This is a genomic window from Streptomyces polygonati (genome assembly GCF_042650325.1).
GTDB classification, from domain to species: Bacteria; Actinomycetota; Actinomycetes; order Streptomycetales; family Streptomycetaceae; genus Actinacidiphila; species Actinacidiphila polygonati.
The window spans coordinates 697,223-719,397 of the sequence record NZ_JBHSBB010000014.1 but is presented as its reverse complement, the minus strand read 5'-3'; the positions used below and the strand labels follow the sequence as shown (position 1 = coordinate 719,397).

At 72.3% G+C, this 22,175-nt stretch carries 15 protein-coding genes; 4 read left to right on the top strand and 11 right to left on the bottom strand.

Annotation, left to right across the window (positions count from 1 at the left end; all coding sequences use genetic code 11):
- Positions 1-93: 93 nt before the first annotated feature.
- Genes ACFO3J_RS23610 through ACFO3J_RS23600 form a run of 3 tightly spaced genes read left to right on the top strand, consistent with a single transcriptional unit; the run spans position 94 to position 2,136 of the window.
- On the top strand, positions 94-1,422 hold the full coding sequence (locus ACFO3J_RS23610; protein ID WP_386432562.1) for an MFS transporter: 1,329 nt from the start codon (positions 94-96) through the stop codon (positions 1,420-1,422).
- Entirely contained in the window at positions 1,419-1,688 is a 270-nt protein-coding gene (locus ACFO3J_RS23605) for a type II toxin-antitoxin system Phd/YefM family antitoxin (RefSeq protein ID WP_386432560.1), read from the top strand. Before ACFO3J_RS23610 ends, ACFO3J_RS23605 begins: the two co-directional genes overlap by 4 nt.
- Positions 1,678-2,136, top strand: a complete 459-nt coding sequence (locus ACFO3J_RS23600) for a type II toxin-antitoxin system VapC family toxin (protein WP_386432558.1) — start codon at positions 1,678-1,680, stop codon at positions 2,134-2,136. The genes ACFO3J_RS23605 and ACFO3J_RS23600 overlap by 11 nt, the downstream gene beginning before the upstream one ends.
- 241 nt (positions 2,137-2,377) lie before the next feature.
- Here the strand turns inward: ACFO3J_RS23600 and ACFO3J_RS23595 are convergent, their stop codons facing one another.
- The 7 genes from ACFO3J_RS23595 to ACFO3J_RS23565 all read right to left on the bottom strand — a co-directional run bounded on the left by ACFO3J_RS23595 (position 2,378) and on the right by ACFO3J_RS23565 (position 17,277).
- Entirely contained in the window at positions 2,378-4,315 is a 1,938-nt protein-coding gene (locus tag ACFO3J_RS23595) for a hypothetical protein (RefSeq protein WP_386432555.1), read from the bottom strand.
- 216 nt (positions 4,316-4,531) lie between these two features.
- Complete coding sequence (locus ACFO3J_RS23590; RefSeq protein ID WP_386432552.1) at positions 4,532-5,062, bottom strand: hypothetical protein; 531 nt, start codon at positions 5,060-5,062, stop codon at positions 4,532-4,534.
- Positions 5,063-5,517: 455 nt separating this feature from the next.
- Entirely contained in the window at positions 5,518-6,762 is a 1,245-nt protein-coding gene (locus ACFO3J_RS23585) for a vWA domain-containing protein (protein WP_386433075.1), read from the bottom strand.
- A gap of 131 nt (positions 6,763-6,893) precedes the next feature.
- Positions 6,894-8,201, bottom strand: coding sequence for an AAA family ATPase (locus ACFO3J_RS23580; protein WP_386432549.1), 1,308 nt, complete (start codon positions 8,199-8,201; stop codon positions 6,894-6,896).
- Between the two features lie 127 nt (positions 8,202-8,328).
- Positions 8,329-9,885, bottom strand: coding sequence for a hypothetical protein (locus ACFO3J_RS23575; protein WP_386432546.1), 1,557 nt, complete (start codon positions 9,883-9,885; stop codon positions 8,329-8,331).
- A gap of 570 nt (positions 9,886-10,455) precedes the next feature.
- The gene (locus ACFO3J_RS23570; protein ID WP_386432543.1) at positions 10,456-11,214 is read right to left on the bottom strand and encodes an alpha/beta hydrolase; all 759 of its coding nucleotides are present in this window, start codon (positions 11,212-11,214) and stop codon (positions 10,456-10,458) included.
- A 237-nt stretch (positions 11,215-11,451) separates the two neighbouring features.
- Positions 11,452-17,277 (bottom strand): WD40 domain-containing protein, encoded by a 5,826-nt coding sequence (locus ACFO3J_RS23565; RefSeq protein ID WP_386432540.1) that lies wholly within the window; start codon positions 17,275-17,277, stop codon positions 11,452-11,454.
- A gap of 174 nt (positions 17,278-17,451) precedes the next feature.
- Between ACFO3J_RS23565 and ACFO3J_RS23560 the strand changes: the two genes are divergently transcribed.
- On the top strand, positions 17,452-18,642 hold the full coding sequence (locus tag ACFO3J_RS23560; RefSeq protein WP_386432537.1) for an ArsB/NhaD family transporter: 1,191 nt from the start codon (positions 17,452-17,454) through the stop codon (positions 18,640-18,642).
- A gap of 33 nt (positions 18,643-18,675) precedes the next feature.
- Here the strand turns inward: ACFO3J_RS23560 and ACFO3J_RS23555 are convergent, their stop codons facing one another.
- The 4 genes from ACFO3J_RS23555 to ACFO3J_RS23540 form a co-directional block, all read right to left on the bottom strand.
- On the bottom strand, positions 18,676-19,536 hold the full coding sequence (locus tag ACFO3J_RS23555) for an inositol monophosphatase family protein (RefSeq protein ID WP_386432534.1): 861 nt from the start codon (positions 19,534-19,536) through the stop codon (positions 18,676-18,678).
- A complete protein-coding gene (locus tag ACFO3J_RS23550; RefSeq protein WP_386432531.1) occupies positions 19,520-20,191 on the bottom strand; it encodes a hypothetical protein in 672 nt (223 codons plus the stop codon). The genes ACFO3J_RS23555 and ACFO3J_RS23550 overlap by 17 nt, the downstream gene beginning before the upstream one ends.
- A 21-nt stretch (positions 20,192-20,212) precedes the next feature.
- Positions 20,213-21,160 (bottom strand): hypothetical protein, encoded by a 948-nt coding sequence (locus ACFO3J_RS23545; RefSeq protein ID WP_386432528.1) that lies wholly within the window; start codon positions 21,158-21,160, stop codon positions 20,213-20,215.
- 268 nt (positions 21,161-21,428) lie between these two features.
- Positions 21,429-22,076 carry a TetR/AcrR family transcriptional regulator gene (locus tag ACFO3J_RS23540; protein ID WP_386433072.1) on the bottom strand — a complete coding sequence of 216 codons (648 nt, stop codon included), beginning with the start codon at positions 22,074-22,076 and terminating at the stop codon, positions 21,429-21,431.
- Positions 22,077-22,175: the final 99 nt, after the last annotated feature.

Below are 22,175 nucleotides of genomic sequence, written 5' to 3'. Positions count from 1 at the left end.
TCATCACCGACCGTACGGCCGGCGACGGCGTCGGTTGACCGTTTCCGTCAACCGACGTGCCCCAGCCCGGCGGCCGAACCCACCGTTGAGGTCATGGCAACCACCACCAAGATCCGGCCCCGCGCCCTCGTCCGTGCCTCCGGAGGCCGCCGCTATGTCGCCGCCCTGGCCGTGGACGCGCTCGGGACCGGCATGCTGCGGCCCTTTCTGCTCCTCTACGGACTGACGGTGCTGAGGCTGTCCGCGTCGGTCACCGGCATCGCCATGACGGTCAGCGCCGTCGTGGGTCTGGCGTGCATGCCCGCTGTCGGCCGATGGCTGGACCGGGGCGCACGCAGCACGGTCGTGGCGGCGTCGATGCTGGTGCGGGTGCTGGGCGTGGCGCTGCTGCTGGCCGCCCCGGCGGGACACGTCTGGCTCTTCGCGGCGGCGGCGCTCTTCCTCGGCATCGGCAACCAGGCATGGCCGGCCGCCCACGCGGCTCTCGTGGCCACGGTCGCCCACGGCCGGGAACGCGACACCGCTCTCGCGGCAGGCCGCGCCCTGCGCAACGCCGGCATGGGCCTGGGCGCGCTCCTCGCCACCGCATGCCTGGCGGGCGGCGCCGCCGCAATGCACGCGCTGGCAGCCGTCACCGGGCTCGCCTATCTCACCGCGGCGGCCCTGGCATGGTCGGTTCACCTGCGCGCGCATCCGGCCACTCTTCCGGCCAAGGACAAGGCCAAGGTCAAGGTCAAGGACAAGGCCAAGGTCAAGGACAAGGCCGACGCGCCCGCACCCCGGATGCGCGCGCTGCTGGCCGCCAACGTGGTCTACGTCTTCTGCCTCAACATCACCGAAATCGCGCTCCCTCTGGTCCTGGTGACACAGTTGCACGCATCCCCGGTGTGGTCGGCAGCCGTCTTCGTGGCGAACACGGTGCTGGTGGTCACCCTCCAGGTTCCGGTCACCGTCCTGATGGCCCGCTTCTCCCGGCGGACCATGCTGGCTCTTGCCGGCGTGCTACTCACCGCGTCCTACCTGGGCTTCCTCGCGGCCACCTCACTCGGACACGGCTGGGGCGCCCCCGCCGTCGCCACCGTGTCCGTCGTCTGCACCATCGGCGAGATCGTCTACGCCGGCAGCGCCACCGCGCTCGTCACCGTCCTCGCCCCGGCCCACGTCCTGGGACGCGCCCTCGCCCGCTTCCAGCTCTCCACGGGCTTCGGCCTCGCCGTCTCCCCGGCCGTCATCACCGCTCTCGCCCCCCACGGCCCGGCCGCCCTCTGGGGCAGCCTCGCCGCTGCGACACTCCTCTCCGCCTCCGCCGTCGCCACCGAGAAGGATCGAGGCGCGGCCCGGCGGTTGCGGATCCCAGCCTGTGCCGGGCCCAGATCGGCGTCACAGCACCCAGTGCTACCTGGTGCTACCGTGAAGCCATGACAGCGCAGCCCGAGATCACGCAGCGCGACCTGCGCAGCCGTTCCAAAGAGATCATGGACGCCGTCCAGAACGGGCAGTCCTTCACCGTCACCCGAGACGGGCACCAGATCGGGGAACTCATCCCGCTGCGCCGCCGTCGGCGGTTCGTCCCCCGCTCGGAGTTCGCCGCGATGTCCCGTACCGCATCGGACGTCTCCCTCGAAGCCTTCCGGGCCGACCAGGACGCCACCGCCGAGCAGGAGACGGACGACCCCTATGCCCGCTGAACACGCGCAAGGGCTGCTCGACACCAACATCGTGATCCTGCGCAAGTGGCTGAATCCCGAGGAGCTGCCCGCCGAGGTGGCGATCACCGCCATCACCCTGGCCGAACTCTCCGCCGGCCCGCACGAGGTACGCAGAAACGAGGAGCAGGACGACTACGACGAACACGCCGAACGCGCCCGCCGCCTCGACATCCTGCAACGCGCCGAGAACGAGTTCGACCCCATCCCCTTCGACACCGAAGCCGCCCGCCTCTACGGCAGAATCTGCGCAGCCGTCATCGGCGCCGGCCGCAAACCCCGCCGCCGCGTCGCCGACCTCATGATCGCCGCCATCGCCATCGCCCAAGAACTCCCCCTCTTCACCACCAACCCCGACGACTACAAAGCCCTCGACGACCTCCTCACCGTCGTCCCCGTCACCCGGCCCACCGTCCTCCACGACCGGTAAGGCGACGTCACCCTCGTCAGTGACGTGTCAGCGGCTGGGGGATGTCCGGCCCATCGCGGTGGGGGCGTAGCGACGTCGTTGGCGTGCGGCTGCGGCAGCGCTTCGACACATGCTCGCGAACAGGCGTTGAGCAGGAGCGGCAGCACGTCGGTGGCAAGGCGCAAGGAGATCCGCACCTGGTGCGGTCCCGAGGTTGCTCCGGAGGCCCGCAGCCGGCTCAGCACGATCATCCGGCGGTGGATCAGTGGCAGGTCACCGAGGAGCTGGTGGCCGTGCCCTTGGCGTATCCGGCGCGGGAGACGGTGACGGTCACGGTGATCCGCCCTCCCTTGTCGGCCTTGGCCAGGGTGTAGGTGGACCTGTTCGCTCCGGAAATCGGCTTGCCGTTCCGCTTCCACACGTAGCCGTAGGACGTGGGGGCCGGCGACCAGGTGCCGTGGGCCGCCGAGAGTTTTCCGCCGACACGGGGCGAACCGCTGAGCGTAGGGGCCTTGGTCGCCTTCGGAGCCGGTCCGGCGGCGACCGTGAGCGGGGCGGAGACCGAGGAGGCCGAACCGGCGCCGTTGGCAACGGTGATGCGGCAGGCCGCCTTGTGGCCGTAGTCGGCGGCGGTCAGTACGTAGGAGGCCGTGGTCGCGCCGGTGATCGGCTTCCCGTCGCGCAGCCAGGCACGGGAGACGCTGACGCCGGTACCGTGCCAGGAGGCCGCGCAGGTGAGCGCGCTCCCGGTACGCGCCGCACCCGTGATGCGGGCAGCCGCCGTGAACACCGGCTTGGGCACCAGGGTCTGGTACTGGGTCAATACCTGGGAGGAGTAGCTGCCGGGCGAGGAGTAGAGCGCCTGGATCCACACCGCGGTAGCGCGCCCGTCGGGACCGGCGGCCACCTTGCCGGCCAGGGCGTCCGTACTGGGGACCGCGGGTACCGGGGTGGCGTTGAGCGCTTTCGCGGTGCTCCACGCACCGCCGGAACGTACCGACCACTCCAGGTAGTTGTCGTTTCCGTTCTCGATACTGGGGGTCTGCGTCCACAGCGCCTGAACCGTGCCGTCACCGCCGATCGACGCCGAGACGTGCCAGTTGACGTATCCGGTGGAGAGTATGCGCGGCGCACCCCAGACACCGGTGGTGGCCGTACGAGTGACCGCCTCGACCACCGGTGTGCCGTACGTGTCGCTCCACGGCACCCATACGAAGGTGATGTCGCCGTTGGGGCCGATCAGGGGTCCGCTGCCGTCGCCCGTGGTGTAGGACGAGACCACCGTCTGGGCGGTGCCCCAGTTGCCGGACGGAAGCGGGCGCAGCGACGATTTGAGGTCACCCGTCGAGGAGTCCCACAGCACGACGGTGCTGTCCGTGCCGGAGACCGCGACCTGTTCGAGACCGGAGTGGGCGTCGGTTCCCGGCAGGACGGAGGCGTTGCCGAACCGGGCGGTGCGAGCCAGGCGGGTGGCCGTCCGGAGGAGGTGGGTGCCGTCGTAAGGATTCCACCGGTCCCAGGCCGCTACCGCTGTCCCGTCCGGAGCGACACCGACGTTCAGCGAGTAGACCGAGTCCAGGGACGCCGCGTCCAGTTGCTGCGGCACGGACCACGTCCGGGCACCGGCGGCGCGCGTGGCGGCCATCACCTGGTACTGCATTCCGTCGGCCTGCTGCCACACCGCGGTGAGCGAACCGTCGGCCGCCGCTCCGAGCGATTGCCCGCCGATGTACAACCCGGGTGAAGCGGTCAGGAGCTCCGGTTCCGACCATGCCGCAGACGCCGGGTCCCAGTCCGACGTCAAGATGACCGGGGTGACCGCCGCGGAAAGGTCGTTCACCCAGGCGACGGTGGCATGGCCGTCCCGGGTGACGACCAGCGACGGAGGCGGGGTCAGGGCTGAGACTCCCGCGAACACCGTGTGGGGAGCGCCCCATACCCCGCTGCCCGCTCGCCGCACGGCGATCTGGAACTGCCAGTCGGACGCGCCCGCCGCCCTGTCCCGCCACAGGGCGAAGACGGTACCGTCTCCGGCGGCCTTGACGTCGACAACGCTCTGCTGCCCGGTGGAGTCCGTCAGACCGACCGGGGCGCTCCAGGGCCCGGCCGATGAGGCGTACCCGGCCGCGGCAGCGGGGGCCGCGGGAACGAGCGCGGCCATGGCCGCCAGCGCCACCGCCGCTGTTCCGGCCCATCGCATGGTGAGTGACAAGGTAACCCCCGGATTGAGTCTCCCAGCGTTCACGGCTGGGCACTGTTCGGCGGTCCCCCCGCCCCCACCACATATCATATGTTCGGCACGGGAACTTCGGGCGTCCGATCCCCCGCCCACGGCACGCGGGCCCTTGCCCGTTACGACCGACCAGCGCTGGCCGGTGACGCCCGATACCACTGACGCCACCGGCCAGTTCGGTCCTTAGCCGATGCCGGTGACGCTGAGCGCGGTGGTCCAGTTGTTCTTGATCGCGGTACGCGCGGCGGACAGCGTGATGGTGCCCTTGCAGACGGCGTTCTTGAGCTTGGTCTCCACGCCGTCCTTGGTGGTGGCGGTCTTGGTGCCGGAGTACGGCTCGGGCCACAGATTGCCGGGGTCGCGGGGGGATCCGCCCAGCTCAAGGGGGATCTGGTGGTCTTCCTCGTAGGAGGACAGGCTCTTGTCCGCGTAGCCGTAGTCGATGATTCCCTGCGTCTTCAGCGCGTTGGTGTACGAGGTGGGCGGGCGTACGGTCGCCGTCCAGCCGGAGACGCAGATCGTGGAGTTGATCGTCGACTGGGTGACGGCGGAGTTGTACACACCCGGTGTGCAGTGCGGGTCGGGCAGCGGCAGGTAGGACTGCGAGCAGGTGCTGGCCTGGGCCGTACCGGCGCTGACGCCGAGGATGAGGCCACTGAATGTCAGGGCGAGAGCCGAACCGGCTGCGGCCGGTATTCGGGGGATGCGGCGCATGAGTGCCTCCAGGGACGACGAGGTTCGACGAGGTTCGACGGGGTCATGCCCATGACATCCCTTCAGGCGCTACGCGGGTAGACTCCGGAGGTGAATTCCTTGTGATCGAACGGTTTCCGGTCGGTCAACCCCGTTGTCAGGCCGGCTCACTCAAAACCGCGATCCGCCGGACGGGACCCTGAACGGACGACCGTACGGGTGCTCTCTCACCCGGTCGTAGATCCCGCGCAGCCACGGCTGTCCGACGGCGGGCAGCCGCGCGAGCGTGTGCGGGAACACTTCGCCGTCCGGCCGGAACGGCCGCCAGGGGTGCAGCGGCAGCGGGTCGTCGCGGAGGACGCCGTCGGGCATTCCGCCTGTCACGGGAACCGGCAGCAGACGTGACGCAGGCCGACGCGCACGGCGGTCCGGGGGCTGTACCGCGCCGCCGCGCGTACTCGGCTGACTGCGCTGACTCAGCTGATGGTGACGACCCGCGCCCAGGACGGCGGGGTGTCCGGGACATAGTCGGGGTTCTCCTCGTCCACGGCGCGCGCGGGACGGGGAAAGAGACCGACGACGGTGCGGCAGGGCGGCCGCGCGGAGGGCCACGGTGTCTGACCGTCCGTCAGGGCGACGATCACGTCCGGACGGGGCCGGGTGCGGAGCGCCCGGGCGAAACCGGAACGCAGATCCGTCCCCCCGCCACCGACCAGTTCGATGTTCTCGGCCCGGCAGAGCGGGACGGCGACCCCGGCCGCCGCGTCGCAGGAGATCACCGAGACCAGGTCCCGCCGACCGCCCACCGCTCGCGAGATCGCCGCCACCTCCAGGAGCGCGCTGCCCAGCTCGGCATCGCTCACCGAGCCGGAGGTGTCGATCACGACACAGACCCGGGGCGGCGTACGGCGCAGGCTCGGCAGCAGCACACCGGGGACACCGGCCGACCGCCGGGACGGACGCCGGTAGCTGTGGTTCTCGCCCGCCCCCGGTGCGCCCGTCGCGGAGCGGATCGCCGCCCCCAGCAACTGCCGCCACGGCTGCGGCAGGTGAAACGCCTGGTCGGCCCACCGGCGCCAGCCCTCCGGCGCGTCGCCCGGCCGGCCCCTGATCCCCTCGGCGACCCGGAAGCGGACCGCGTCCCGCTGCTGCCTGCTCAACCCGTGCGCCCCGTCAGGTCCCAGCTCCCACGGCCGGTCCTGCCCGTCGGCGCCACTGCCGCAGTCCAGCCAGGCCAGGTCAGCGGTGAGCCCTGACATCGACGCCGTCCGCAGGTACTCCTCCATCAGCAGCCCGTCGGGCAGCCGCAGCAGCGACGGCAGCACCGCCCCGGCGGGCAGGGGCAGACCGTCACCGTAGATGTCGTCGTTGATCTCGAAGTCGGCGGCGATGTTCCTCCGCAGCCTCCCCCAGCCTTCGGCCGGGGGGACCCCCGTCTCGCCTCGCCCGCCCGGCCCGTGTTCCTCGTGCTCCCGCGCGTACCGCTCGCCCCGGCCGTGGTGGTCCCGGAGCAGATGGGAGACCTCGTGCACCCAGACCCCCGCCAGCTCCTCCACCGGTGTGCGCGCCACGAAGCCGGGGGAGACGTAGCAGCGCCAGTGCGCGTCCACCGCCATCGTCGGCACCGACCGGTCCTCCACCACGTGCAGCGCGAAGAGTGCGCTTGCCAGGTAGGGACGGACCTTCACCGCGTGCAGCCGGGCGGCCAGCAGCTTCTCCATGTCCAGTGGGAGACCGGGCGGACCGTACGGCGTGCCGGAGCCGGCCGGCGGCGTCGGAGCGGTGGCCCGCACCGGGCGCGGCGGCGCGGGCCGGGACATCGGGTGCGGCAGCGGGCGCTTCGCGGCCCCCGTCATCGGCCCGCACCCTTCGCAGGCCCGGCGTCGGCCGCCGCTGCGGCCCGCCCCACCGACCGGTCCGCCCGTTGGGCGATACCGATCACCCCGACCAGCCGCTCCACCGCTTCCGGCACCTCCCAGTCGTCGCGCCGCAGCGCGGCCAGCGCCGTCGCCGGGGCGACCAGCAGGTCCGGGGCGCCGGTCTCCAGCGCCCGGACCAGCACCGCCCACCCGGCCTCCCATCTCGCCCGCTCCGGTCGCGCCCCGACAGCGGCCACCACCGCCTCCAGCGCTGCCTGCCGCAGATCGCCCCTGACCGGCAGTTCCGCCGAGGCCGGATCGGCCAGCAGCGACTCCGGGTCCGGCAGCTCCATCCGGTCCAGGTGGGCGAGGAGTTCGAGCCCCGGCCCGTCCCCCACCGCGCCCCGCACCAGCAGCGCCAGCACCTCCCGGGAGACGGAGGCCGCCGTGCCGAAGGCCAGCAGGGCCAACGCGGCCTCCCAGCTCCGCGGCGAGGGCCAGGCACCGCCGCGCCGCGTCTCCGTGCTCGGCAGCCGGTGGATCAGCGTCGGCCGGGCTTCCAGGAATCCGCAGACCGCGCGCCGGGCGAAAGCCACCGCCTCCGGCAACCGCTCCGGCGCCAGCCGGGGCAGCTCCGCCCGGGGCCAGACCCCGCCCAGCCCGCGCACCACCACCTCCCGGTCGTGCACCCAGTACAGATGCACGAACCGGTTGGCCAGCGGCGGGCTCAGCTCCCACCCGTCCGCCGCCGACGCGCTCGGATTGGCCGCGGCCACGATCCGCACCTCCGGCGGCAGCCGCAGCGCGCCGACCCTCCGCTCCAGGACGACCCGGAGCAGCGCGGCCTGGACTGCTGGCGTGGCGGTGGAGAGTTCGTCCAGGAAGAGCAGCCCCCGCCCGGCCCGTACGAGTTCCACGGCCCACTGCGGCGGCGCCATCGGTACCCCTCGCACCGCCGGGTCGTCGCCGACGATGGGCAGCCCGGAGAAGTCGGTCGGCTCGTGGACGCTGGCGATCACGGTCGTCAGCGGAAGGTTGAGGGAGGCGGCGAGCTGCGTCAGGGCCGCGGTCTTGCCGATGCCCGGCTCACCCCAGAGCAGTACGGGCAGATCGGCCGCGACGGCCAAGGTGAGCGCTTCGAGCTGCTCGTCAGGGCGCGACTCGGTGGTGGTCGACCGCAGGAGGGCCAGGAGGTCGTCGGCGAGGGCGAGTTGGACGCCGGTTTCGGATGCTCCGGCGGGGGCGGGGGCGGGCCTGCCGTCGGCCGGGGCCGGCGCGGGCAGGAGGGTGCTGGGGGTCATGGGCATCACCTGGAGTGGGAGAAGGGGAACGAGCGGGCCCGTCCCGGATGTCGTGGGGCGTGCGGCGCGGAATTCGTGGTGTGGTCAGGGAACTTGGGGAGGGGCAGCCGGTCGGGCGGCCGCCCGGTCAGCAGGTCTGGCCGGTGCGGGGCCGGGCGCGGCTGTTCCGCTTGCTGCGGATCGCGGGAGGCGTACGGCGGTCGATTCGGGGACGGTGGCCCGCCTCCGCGTGCCTCACGTCCGAGGCGGCTCCGCCCCCGTCTCCGCCCCCTACCGCGCCAGCGCGGGGGTGCGCGTCGAGCAGCCCCGAGCGGAAGAGCCCGTGGTCGACGCGGCGGGCGGCGGCCGACTCCAGTTCCTCCCGGAGCGGCCCGTCGCGCAGGACCGCATCGTGACCGAGCAGCCCCTCGACCACGGCCAGCGCCCCGGCGACGTCACCGTGGCCCAGCCGCTCCCGGACCGCGGGCAGTGCCTCCGGGTTACGGTGCGCCTCGTCGATCGCCCGCAGGCAGGGCAGCGCGGGCCCGCCGAGCGCCACCAGCAGTTCCTCCCGGCGCAGTTGTGCCAGGTCGTGATCGATCGCCGTCAGCGCCCCGTCCCGCAGCGCGATCCGGTGGACCTCGCCCTGGCACTCCACCCGGTGCGGATCGCCGGGCCGGGCGGCGGGGCCGGCCGCCGGTCCCGGGCCGGACGCCGTCACCGAGCCGGACGCCGCCAGCGAGCCGGACGCCGCCAACGCCGCGGCGACCAGCGGGTGCAGCCGATCGGTCGCGATCAGCCCGGCCCGCAGCAGCTCCAGATCCGGAAGGACCCGGGCCGCCGCCTCCGGCAGCACCGGAAGCGCCGCGACCTCCTGCGGCGGCAGCGCCTCCCGCAGCGGCCGGACCGTCGGGGCATGGCTGTCGTCGGGGGCGACGAGTTCGAGCACGGCGCGGCTCCGCGCACCGAGCCGCACGGTGAAGGCCCCGCGCGGGCGACCCTCGGCCCACAAGAGCAACTCCGCCTCGGCGGCCCAACTTGCCGAAGCCCACGAGGGATCGTGGACCGCGGGCCGATCCGGAAGGCCTGGCCGGGCGGGTGCGTGGGACCGGTCGGGCAGCGCCATGGACGGCGCCATGCCCGCACCGCACCGCCGCGCCAGTTCGCCGCTCCGCTCGGAGTCCCAGAGATGCCGGTGCAGGTCGAGCCGGAAACGCCGGTCGGGATGGGGATGGGGATGGGGATGCGGGTGCGGATGCGGATGCGAAAGGTGTCCGCGAGCGCCGTTCCCGGGCTCCTCGAACAGGGCCAGGGATATCCGCTGTCCGGCGTCCGCCCAGGCCGGCGGCGTCCGCACCACCAGCTGCAGCGGTGTGCCGCCGGAACCGCGGTAACGGGCAAGGGAGATGGTGAGGCCCGGCCGGAGCCACCCGTCGGGGGCGATCCGGGGCAGGTGCCAGCGAAGCAGATCCGGCGCCAGCCGGCGCAGATCAGCACGGAGGTGAGTGGTGAGATCGGTGCCGTGGCGGTCACGCACGGCGCGCAGATCGAGATCGACGTCGACCCGGGCGGCGGCGCAGGCCCCGGCCCAGTCACCGACCGCACGCCGTGCGGTCGCGATCATGGACGGTGGCACGGCGTACTCGCGCACGCGCTGCCACATCAACAGGTGGGCCGGAATCGAGTCCGCGAAGTGATGTGCCATCAGCACTCACCTTGCGCGAACGATTCCCCCGATCCGTACGAGGAGTAGTTCTTCATCCCCGGCATCATAAGCACGACGCTGAGGATCTGTCAGTCCCCCTCGACCACCCATCCCGACGCCTACAAAGGCCTCGACGGACTGCTGACCGTCATACCCGCACACCGGCCCACCGTCCCGCACGACCGGTCCGCGCGGAAATCGTAGGAGTGGCTCAGCGGTTGCAGAAGGCCCAGTAGGCAGATCATCACGGCGCGACTCACATCGTCCACGGGCCCAATGTGGCAAGAAGGCGGGTGGATACGAAGCCCTCGCCGCAGTGGCAGCCAGACGTTGCGGGTGCCGCTCCTCGGAATTCTCCGCTCTCCGGGCTGCCGACCGAGCTAGGGGACGTGGAGGGACGCGATTCAGCGGCTGGGTACGGCCCCGAGGCCGTACATCGCGCCGGCCAGGGCGCCGGTGGGCGCGCTCGAAGCTCCGCACAGGTCGAACCGTTCATGACGCCAGGCCGCCCGGGCCCCTGCCGGGAGTTCGGCAGGGGCCCGGGGCTGCTGCCGGTCCGTGCGCCCGGCTCTACTTCAGATGCCGGGTGAGGAACTGGGCCGCGGCGTCCCCCGCGGACTGCGGGACGCCGGTGTGGCCGCCGAGATGGGCGTGCAGGGACTTCTCCTTGGAGCCGAAGGCGTCGAAGAGGTCCAGGGCCGCCTGGCGGTCGTTGCCTTCGTCGTCCCATTGCAGCAGGACGTGCAGCGGGATGGTGACCCGCCGGGCCTCCTCGACCACGGCGCGGGGCACGAAGCTTCCGGCGAACAGAACGGCGGCCGAGATGCGGGGTTCGGCCACCGCCAGCCGGATGCCGATGGAGATCAGTCCCCCGGAGTAGCCGACCGGGCCGCCGATCCCGGGCAGCGGAAGGAGGGCGTCCAGGGCCGCCCGCCATTCCGGGACCGCCTTGTCGACCAGCGGGAGGACGAGGGCGTCGACGATCTCGTCGCCGACCGGCCGGCCGGCCGCCATCGCCCGGCGCAGGTCGGCGCGGGCCTGCTCGACAGCCGGCCAGCGGGGCCGGTCGCCGCTTCCGGGGAGTTCGATGGTGGCCGCGGCGAAGCCCTCCGCCGCGGCGTGCCGGGCCCGGGCCACCAGCCGGGGGTACATCTTCCCCAGCCCGAGGGGAGGGTGGCCGAGCAGGATCAGCGGCCACGGTGCCGGGGCTATTCCCGGTGCGGACGCGGATCCCGATGCGGGCGTCCACAGGATGCCGGGGATCTCGCCGAGGGTGAATTCGCGTTCGAGGACGCCGTCGTCAAGGCGCCGCTCGGAAGTGAAACGCATGGTCGTGCCTTTCGGGAGTGCGCTGGAGAGGCGCTCCCGGACGACCTGCCTATCGCCCGACCGTGACCCCGGAGGGGAGCACCCTTGTCGATACTGCGTTCACGGGTACCACCTCCTCGGTCTCTCGCACGGGCCACCGGAAAAGTAGCAGTGGCCGCCCTCGTCCGCCAAGCGGGTTTCCGGGGCGCGTCCGGAGGGCGGGGCGCGGGTGCCACCGAGCGGCACCCGGCCCGTCGGTCACAACTCCTCGCCCAGGGCCAGCCGGCGTGCGCCGGGGAGATGATGGTCCAACTCGCCCGGGGCGAACCGCGCCATTCCGACGACGTGCCAGAACTCGCCGTCCACCTCTCCCTCGGACTTGTAGCCGCCGTCCGGCGTGAGCGCCGCCCAGCCGCCGGGTGAACCGATCAAGGTGGCCTTCAGCGCGGGCGACGATGTCCCGGAGCCGCTGTCGGCCACTTCGTCGAACCGCCACATCCGGACCGTGCCGTCGTCACCGCCGCTGGCCAGGAGCGAGCCGTCGGGGCTGAATGCCAGCGAGTAGATCCGGCCGCGGTGACCGGTGAGGACGGGGCCGGGCTGCCCGCTCTCCGCGTTCCACAGGCGGATGACGCGGTCGTCGCCCGCCGTGGCCAGCAGCGGCCGCGACGGATGGGCGGCGGCCGTCCACAGCTTGCCGGTGTGGCCGCGCAGGACGTGCCTGGCCTCCTGGCCCCGCCACACCACAGCGGTACCGTCCCAGGAAGCGCTGCCGATCCACGAGCTGTCCGAGCCGAAGGCCACGGCGTAGACCCGATCCGTGTGGGCCGACAGCGTCGCGGTCAGGCTGCTGTCCCCGCTGTCCTCGACCTTCCACACCCGGACGCGTCCGTCGTCGCAGCCCGTGGCGACAGTGGCGCCGTCCGAGGCGAAGGAGATGGAGCGCACCCGCCCCTGATGCCCCGCCAGTCTGGTGACGTGGGAGCCGGTCCCACGCCACCACAGGCGGACCGTGTCGTCGTCGTTGGCGGTGGCGATCATGTCGCCGTCCGCGCTGAAGGCCTCCGCCCAGGTGTGATCGGTCTCCACGTCCAGCTCGCGCAGGAAGGCCCCGCTCTCGGCGTTCCACAAAGACACGTGACCGGTGCTGGCCGCGGTGGCGAGGACCGGGCCGGCCGGACTGAACACGGCCGACACCAGGCGGTCCCCGCTCCCGGTCAGCTCGTTGAGGCGCCGGCCCGTGCGTACGTCCCACAGCCGTACGACGCCGTCACTGCCGCCGCTGGCCAGCCGGGATCCGTCGGACCCGAACGCGACCGCGTTGACGCGCCTCCCGTGCCCCCGCAGGATCCGCTTGCCCTGCCCTGTCTCGGCGTCCCAGATCTGCACCAGCCCGTCGCCGCCGGCGGTGACGAGCTGGCTGTCGTGGGGGCGGAACCGGCACGCCCACGCCGACCCCTGGTGGGCGGTCGGCTGGAGGCTCGCGAAGGTCGCCTCGTAGCCGCCCCGGCCCGCGGCCACGTGCCACAGCCGTACCGCGCCGTCGCTGTCGCAGGCGGCGAGCTGCCGCCCGTCGGACCGGAAGACGACCTGGTACACGGGACCGGAGCCCTGCTCCAGCGGCTGCCCGGGCGCTCCCGACCCCGGGTTCCACAGCCGTACCCGGCCGGAGGTGTCGCCGCTGACCAGGAGGTCGCCGTCGGGGTGGAAGTCGAGCGTGTAGACCCTGCCGGTGTGGCCGGTCAGCTCATGCAGCAGGACCGCGTCGGAGGCCCGCCAGATCCGGACCGTGCCACGATCGCCCGCACCCTGGTCGGCGGTGGCCAGCAGCTTGCCGTCGGGGCTGTAGCGCACCCGGTACACCGCCCCCTGATGGCCGCCCATCTCGAACATGCGCCGGCCGGTGGCGGTTTCCCACAGCCGTACCGCGCCGCCCGCGTCGCCGGTGACCAGGGTGCGTCCGTCCGGGCTGAAGACGGCGGTGTAGACGGGCGCGGTGTGGCCCGGGAGGGAGTGCAGCAGCGTGCCCGCCGCGGTGTCCCACAGTCTGACCACACCGTCGGGGTCTCCCGTGGCCAGCAGACCGCCGGTCTCGTCGAGGGAGACCGGCCACACCCCGCGGCTGTGCACCCGCAGCACGGAGCGGCACCGGCCCGTCACCGGGTCCCACAGCCGGACCGTCCCGTCGGCGCTGCCCGTCGCGAGCACCGAGGCGCGGAATTTGATCGCGTACACCCGGCCCTGGTGGCCGTGGAGCGCGCGCAACGCCTCGCCGTTCTCCGGCGCGCAGATCAGCACACTGCCGTCCTCGCTGCCGACCGCCAGCAGCTCGCCGTCCGGGCTGTAGGCGATCGGTTCGGGCAGCCGGCCGGTGCGCATGTCGAAGCCGTAGGGGACGCTGACGGCGGCCGGCCGGAAGGCCGTCTCCAGCGGTACGTCCGGCGCGATCGTCGCCGTGGCCAGCTCCGGCGAGGAGCGGGCCGACTCGTCGAGGTCGGCGTCGATGAGCACCGCGCGGCGCCAGCGGCTGCCCTCGACCCGTGCTCCGCGCAGGTCCGTCGAGAGGAGCCGCGCCCGGCGCAGGTCGGCGCCCCGCAGATCGCTGCCGCGCAGATCGGCGCCGTCGAGCCGGGCCCCGCTCAACCGCGCGTCGCGGAGCACCGCGTGGGAGAGGTTCGTGCCGATCAGTTGCGCGTCGGTCAGATTGGCGCCGGTGAGGTCCAGGCCGGAGAGATCGCGTCCGGACAGGTCGTCGCCGGAGAAGCGGACCCCGCGCAGATCGGCCTCGGCATGCACGCGCATTCGCTTGTTGATCCGGTAGGCGTTGGTACGGGCGACCTCCGTCACTCCCTCCCCGGGCTTCTCCAGCGTCCGCCGCACCCAGGCGGCGCACACGTCCCGGTCGGCGAGATCGCAGAAGAACTCGACGGCGAGCGTGGGCAGTTCCCGCAGGCTCAGCAGGGTGTCGTCCTGCCGTGCCAGTCGCAGCGCGGCCTCCCGCGCCACGAGCCATTCGATCACCGACTCGTGGATGAAGTGGAAGATGCCGTCGTCGACACGCACCAGCAGGGTGCCCGCCCCCACGGCCTGTGTCTCCTGGGCGAACAGCCCGCTGTCGTCCCAGCGCCCGAAGGTGCCGGCGACGATGTCGGTCAGTTCGTCCAGACGCAGGCTGCTCTGGCCGGTCTCCCACAGCCGCAGCGCTATCGCGGTCACGACGGTCCACAGCTGCTCCAGCTCCAGGCCGGGCGCGGCACCCGGACCGCCTTGGCCGCGCTGCTCCTCGTGGCGCAGCCAGCTGCTGAAGATGTCCTCGTACAGCCGGGCCGCACTCAGCGTCCGGCCCGATCCGGCCACGGCGCCCAGGTGTTCCTCTTCGAGCTCGGCCACGAAGCTCAGCAGCCGCGGATTGGCGCACAGCGCGAGGAGCTGCGGGATCCCCCGCAGCAGTTCGAAGCGGCGGTCGGCGATTCCCGCCTTCCCATAGCGATTGACCAGGAAGCGGTGGATCTGGTCGGGGACGAAGCCCTCCACCGACAGCAGCCGGCGCTGCGGCAGCAGCCCCACCCGTTCGCCGAGCGGGGTGAGCACCTGCTCCCGGGAACGGAAGTGCTGGGTACGGCCGCTCACCACGATCTTGGCCCGGTCCACCGCCGCGTTCAGCAGCCTTTGCAGGTGGTCGGCCGCCCGCTCGTAGCTGACCCGGTTGACCAGCTCGTCGAAGCCGTCGAACAGCAGGACCACCCGGCCCTGGCCGAGCATGTACTTCAGCGCGCGCAGGTCGATGACGTCGACACCGTGGTTGGCCAGGTGCGCCGCCACCAGACCGAGCAGGCTGTGCGAACGGTCCAGGCTGCGCAGCGGGATGAGCAGCGGCACCAGGTGCGGCAGTCGCTGCGGGATACGGCGGGCCAGCTCGCGCAACGCGAAGGTCTTGCCGTGGCCGAAGTTGCCGAGCAGCAGGATGACGCGGCCCTGGTCGGTCTCCAGCAGGTGGAGCATCTCCTCCACGAGGTCGTTCTGCTCTTCGCTGCCCAGCCGCAGTTCGTCGCGGAAGCGCTGCGGAAGGTACTGGTCCGGAGCGTAGGCCTGGCTGCTCTCCAGCTCGGCGGTCTGCGCCGCGACGTACTCGCGCAGGTCGAGCAGTCCCTGGAGTTCCAGGAAGCTGCGGAGCCGCACTCCTCCGCGCGCGGCCCGCTCACGCAGCCCGGCGTCGGGCTGACGGCCGCTGAAGACGAGTTCTGCCTCGGTGCCGGGGTCGTCGGCGTGCACCTGGACCAGGAAACGTTCGAGTTCCCCCGCGTCGGGGGTGCCCGGGTGGACGGCGATGCGCTGCAACCGCACCACTCCTTCCTCGTCCCACCAGGCGAAGACCTGGGCCAGGTCCTCCGGCGCGGTCCGGTGGACGTCGCGCAGCCGCACACCCTGCTGACGGACCCGCAGCACGTCCTTGACGCGCTCGGCCAGCAGCACGCCCGGGTCGGCGACCACGCGGTTGTCGGTCGGCTCGTCCGAAGGCGCCGGAGACTCGGCGCTGTCGGGCTCGCCGGGCAGCCGGGGCGCGGAGCGCCAATGGACCGGGAACACCGCCGGATGCCCGTCGCCCTGCGGTGTCCACCGCTCGACGCCCTCGGCGCCGACGCGCAGCAGGGTGAACCGGGCCGGGGCGGCCGCACCGAACAGCGGCAGGTCGCCGGACGCCCCGGGCAGCAGGACATGGCCGGGCTCCGCGCCGGTCGCGCGCGGGTCGCCGCTCGGGCCGTGCAGCAGCAGGTGCAGCCGGGGAGCGAGCAGCCGCTGGAAGGTATCGGTGTCACGGAGCGGCCCGGGCCCGCCGCTGCCGGCTCGTCCTCGGTCGAGCAGCGGATGGCGGATGACGCCGACCCGCAGCCACCCCTCGTCCTCGTAGGCGCGCAACGCCTCGGCGAACCAGGTGGCCTGGGCCCGACCCAGTTGCCCGTACTGGTCTTCGAGCCGGTGGGTGCAGGCGATGGACGAGTTGAACCCGGCGACCACGGTGCGCAGTTCGGGCACCGGGAAGAGCGTCCAGGGCTGGTCGCTGTCGAAGACCGCGTCCATGCCCTGGTAGAGCTCGCGGAACAGGCGGCTGAAATGGCGCCACTTCGGCCAGTACGGCGGCTGCGGCCGTTCCTCGTCGGCCTCACAGGTGTGGAAGTACGCCTGGCTGGCCGCGCTGTTGACGTCCTGGTTGCCGGGGACGATGAGGAGGCGCCCGGGTGGCAGATTCAGCTGGGCCCGCAGGCCGGTGAGGAAGGCCAGGGCCTGCTCGCAGGTACGCGGCGAACCCGAGGCCGTCAGGTCGCCGCTGACCACCACCAGGTCGGGCTGCGGGGCCCCGGCGTCCCGCAGCTCGATCAGGTCGCCCTGGATGTCGCGGCGCAGCTCCTCCGGATCGTGTCCGCGCCCGAACTCGGGTCCGGCCAGGTGGAGGACGGTCACCGCGTCCTGGCGCGCGCCGGCGGGGGCGGCCAGGGGATAGAGCGGGGTCGCGTTCGGACGGCGCCGCCCGACCCATCCGGTACGCCCGGGCGCCCGCTGCCGTTCCTGGCGCGGCAGGGCCCCGGCGGCGGTCGGGGAGACCGGCCCGCCGCCCGGGTAGGTGGGACCGCTGGAGGGGCGGGCATGGCCGTCGATGGCCTGCTCGATACGGGTCAGCAGCATGCCGCTGGCGGTGTTCGGGTCCGTGACCCCGACGAGGTCGACGTAGGTGATGGTGGCGAGCAGCCCCTCCACGGGCGACTCGTCCACCCGCACGGTCAGCAGCCGTCGCTCGGGCTGGTCCGGCTCGGCGCGCAGGGCGGCCTGCCATTCCATGCGCCCGTACCGGGAGCCGGCGTAGTGGCCGGACAGCACCGCGATGACCGCGGCCGACTCGCTGACGCCGCGGTCCATGTAGTCGATGAAGTTGGTGCCCGCCACGAAGTCCCAGGCCTGGATCACCGTGCGGTATCCGGCCTCCTCCAACGTCCAGGCGATCCACGCGGCCCAGGGCTCGTCGGCCGGGGAGTAGCTGATGAAGAAGCTGACCGCACGGTCTGCCGGGTCCTCGCTGGCGTTCTGCATCCTGTCATGGTAGGAGTCCGGCAGGTGCACGCACCGGTGCACAACCGGCCAACTCGGACCCGATTGTGACGGCGCATCAGTACGTCACCGATCAGGGCTTTCTCTCCTGTGGCGGCTTCGGGCGGAGGAAGGGCAGCCTTCTTCCGCGGGCCATCGATGTGCGAACCTGTCGCCGTGCTGTCACCCAAACGAGTGCACTTCCTCGACTGGTTCGCCCTCGGACTGCTCTTATGCGGGCTGTGCTGCGTGGCCACCGGCCTGCTCCCCGCGCACGCGGCGGCGGAGGTGACACGACGCACGGCGCCCCTGCTGGCTTTTCTCGCCACCGTCATCGTGATGGCCGAACTCACCGGTCAGGCCGAGGTGTTCGACTTCGTCGCCGGATGGATCTCCCGGACCGGCAGAGGAAGCTATGCGCGTTTGTTCGGCCTCTGCGTGGTCTTCGCCGCCGCGACCGCCGCGATCTTGAACCTCGACACCACGGCCGTACTGCTCACCCCGGTGATGCTGGCCATGGCGGGCCGGGTGGGGATCGCGCCCGTGCCCCTGGCGATGACCACGGTCTGGCTCGCCAACACCGCCAGCCTGCTGCTGCCGGTCTCCAACCTCACCAACCTCCTCGCCGCGGACCGTGTCGGGCTGTCGGCCGGCGGTCTGGCGGCCAGGATGTGGGCGCCGCAGGCAGCGGCGACAGCGGCCACGACCGCGTGTCTGTGGGCCTTCTACTGGCGCCGGGGCCGCCGCGGCGCCGACGCGTACCGGCCTCCCTCGGCGTTCCGTCCCGCCGACCGGGTGCTCTTCCGGACCTGTGCGCTGGCCTGCGCCGGCTTCCTGCTGCTCATCCTGGCCGCACCGGTGCCTTTGTGGGCGGACTCACTGGCCGCGACGCTCGTGGTGGCCGCCACGTTCGCGGTCCGGCGGCCCGCCGCACTGACACCGTCCCTCGTACCCTGGCGACTCCTGCTGATGGTGCCGGGCATGTTCCTGGTGGTGGAGACGGTCAACGCCCATGGCCTGCACCACCTGTTGACCCGAGCGGTGGGCACGGGCGGGGGAGCCGGCGGCATGTTCCGCTCCGCCGCGGTCGGCGCCGGCCTCTCCAACGGGCTCAACAACCTTCCGGTGTACCTCGCCGGGGAGGCTGCGATCCCCACCGGGCACCGTGACCAGCTGCTGGCCCTGCTCGTCGGCACCAACGTCGGCCCGCTGGTGACCCCCTGGGCATCGCTGGCCACCCTGCTGTGGTTCGAGCGCTGCCGTGGCTACGGGGTGCGGGTGCCCCTCGCGCGCTTCACCGTGTCCAGCCTGGTGCTGGCCGTCACGGGGACGGCGGCGGCCACGGGCGCCCTGATCCTCACCCGCTGACCGCGGTGCCGCTCGCGCTGTGACCGGAAGGGTTCACCCCGTCGGCAGCACCGTGCGTCCGGCCATGACACCGGAGGTGAGCTCCACCAGGCGCTCCAGCGCCCCCGGGCGGCCGGCGACGAAGCAGCGGGTGGAGTCCGGTCCGCTGAAGCCCACACGGAAAGGGCCGCCCAGCAACGTCCGGAACTCCGCCCCCGCCTCCATGGCCAGCAGGGCGCCGGGCGGGAAGTCCACCGCCTCGGCGCAGTAGCCGACGAACCCGTCGATGCTTCCGCGGGCCAGCATCGTCCAGCCGAGCAGCGGAGCCCACAGCGGCAGCACGCGCCGGGTGTGGCGCTCCAGCACGCCGCGCAGCTCGGCGGCGGGGACATCATCCCGGGACACCGCGTGTCCCTGGGTCCACGCCACCACCAGTCCCGACGACGAGGACGGCGGCGGCGGATCGAGCGGCCGCGCCCCCTGGAAGACGCCTCCGCCCAGGATCGCATGCCAGGTGGAGCCGGTATGCGGCTCGTGGACGACGCCCACCATCGGCATGCCGTCGACGCACAGCCCGATGCCCACCGCGTACACGGGCAGGCCGATGGCGACGTTGTTGCTCCCGTCCAGCGGGTCCACCAGCCACGTCCGGGCGGCGGAGCCGTCCAGCACCCCGGCCTCCTCCGACCAGATCCGGTCGCCGGGGAAAGCGTCTCGCAGCCTGCCGAGGACGATCCTCTCGGCCGCCAGGTCGAGTTCCGTCACCACGTCCCCGTCGTCGCCCTTGGGGCGCACCTCCCACACGTCGTTGAAACGGGCGCGCAGCATCTCTCCGGCCTCCTCAGCCGCGGCCCGCGCCACCCGCAGTTCACGGCCGTACCATCCGTAGCCATCCGGATCAGTCGTCCCGGGCATTGATCCTCCTGAGGGCGGTCTGTACCGCGGACACGGTCTCCGGCCGGTTGCAGGCTCCCCGCACCGATCGGTGCCCCCCGCCGTGCAGCGGCCCCAGGGAGAGGTCCGTACGACCGGGCAGGCTCCTGCCGAGCACCAGTGTGGCCGCCGGCCGGCCGCCTTCCACCATGGTCGCGTGGAACTCACCCGGCTGGACGGTGTACACCTCCCCGCTGCCGTTCCTTCGCAGGTCCAGCGGTTCGCTGTGCACCAGGCGTGCGGTCGGGCGCACCTCATCGGCACCGTCCGGCTCGCTGTGCACCTCGAATACGCGATGGGTCGGAGCGGCGGGGCGGTCCCGCACCCGCACCGACAGGTTCGTCACCCGGCCGTGGAGGACAAGGCTGGTGAGCGCCCAGCTGTGCGCGTGGACGAGGGGCTCGGGCCCGGGACCGGACCCGCCGTCGAAGAGGTGGACGCACACCCCCTTGAGGCCGTCCCTGACGAGAGGCAGGCACAGGAAGCCGAGCGGGTGCCGGATCGCCGGCAGTTCCCGGCGACCGTCGGCGATGTCGCGGAGCGCCGCGACGGCCAGGCCGCTGGCCGCCGCGCGTGCCGGACCGGACCGGAGCATGCCGTGCAGGGTGTCGAAGTCGATCGAGGCTGTGGAGTCCATGGCACCACGCAGTTGGGCCTCTCAGTTCGGGTAGGGATTCTCGGGGCGCAGGGCCTTCGTCTTGATCTGCACCACGTCGGTGTCGGAGAAGGAGGAGGGAAGGGGCAGGCCGAGTTCGGCGAAGAAGGCCCGTGTCTGGTCGACCGTCGGGTCCTCGTCCAGGGACCGGGCGGAGCTGAGTTCGATATTCCTGGCCTGGTTCCGGCTCTGCTGCAATTCCACGATGTAGTACCTGTAGAGCGGGTGGTTCCTGGTCACCAGGAGTCCCGGTCGCGCGGGGTCGTCCTGGGTGATGATCAGACAGGAATGCGAGCCGTCGAACCGCAGGGTCGGTGCCGTCGAGGAGAGGTAGAGGTGGATGGCCATCCCGGGCAGGCGCTGGAGGTGCCAGCGGGCCGCGAGGATGGTCGCGTACGACTCCTTGCTCGTCCGCTCCGGCGTCCAGTGCTCCGGATCGGACGATCCGCCGGCGGTTCCGTACGACTCGCGGAACAGGGCGTACGCGGCGCACGCGCGATCGTCGCTCGGATCGACGATGTCGATGTCGAAGGTCAGGTTCGAGCGGTCGGCCCTGGCGCGCTCCACGCACTTCGGCAGTGTCATGGCGCGGAGGTAGGTACCCGTACCGCCCTTGAAAGCCCAGAAATCGGTCTGCTCGCGGGCTTCCCGCAGTTCCCTGCCGATCTCACCGCCGGTGAGTGATCTGACCATCTCCATTCCCTCAAAGGTGCGCTGGACCTTCCACACCGCCTCCGCGAGGTTCGAATCGCGGTGACGCTCCCGCAGGGAGCCGGCGGCGATGGCACCCAGCACCAGCACGGTCGCGCCGGAGGTCGCCCGAAAACCGATGGTGTCGCCGAAGAGGTCCATGAAGGCGACCGTCGCCGAACCGACCACGGCGAGCAGGAGCTCGATGTTGTCGACGGCCCAGGTGAGCGCCGTCACCAATTTTCTTGATGCGGAAGACATACACGGCCCCGTCTCTCCCGATGGGGACGATCGTACGGTCGCCGGTCACGGGTCCGCCAGGACACCTTCGGCCAACCCGAGCGCGCGGAATCCGCCTCGGGCGGGGCACGCGTCACGGGGTGTCGGCGGCCGGATCGGTCAGCGCCCGGTAACGGCGGATGGCCCCGGATTCCTCCAGCTGACGTACCTCCACGCCCGTCTGAGCGGCCGTTCCCGCCGCGCCGGGGGCGCCGTTGCCCACTCGCCGAGGCTGCGGGGACCGAACCGCTCAGGCTCCCGCCTGCAGGCGGAGGCCCGTCAGGGTCAGGTCCAGGGCGGAGCGGAACTGGTCGACGTCGTCGTGGCCGTCGAACTCGTCGACGATCTCGTGGACGTAGGGGAAGTCCCCGGGGTCGAGCTCCCGCCAGGCCCGGGCGTAGCGGCCGAGGAACTCGTCGCGGTCGACGGCGCCGTCGAGGACCTCCTGGGGCGGCTCCTGGCCCATGTCCATGGCGGAGCCGATGACGACCCCCACGACCGCGGACACGGCGTGGAACCGCTGCCGCGCGCTGAGATCGAGGCGGAGGGTCTGCTGGCCGAGCCGCTCGTACAGGCGCAGGGAGTTGCTCTGGACATCGATGTTGCGCATGAAGTAGGCGCCCAGCCAGGGCCGGTCCACGATCGCGTCGAACAGCGTCACGGCCATCGCGCGGAGGTCGTCGATCGGGTCGCCGCTGACCGGAAGTCCTTCGACATCGGCCAGCACCGTGCCGATCACATGGTCGGTGGCGCGGTCGAGCAGTTCGTCCTTGCTCGCGACGTACCAGTAGATGCTGGCCACGCCGCCGCCGAGGCGCTGCGCGAGCGCCCGGAACGTCAGCGCCGGGACCCCGGCCTCGTCGAGCAGGGCCACCGCCTCGGCGAGGACGGACTCCATCGAGTGCGAAGCCCGTCGGCGTCCCTCGCTCGAGCGGTTCTGCAGGCGTGCCATGGCTCACATCCCCTCGCGTCTTGCACCGTATCGAACCATGTTCTA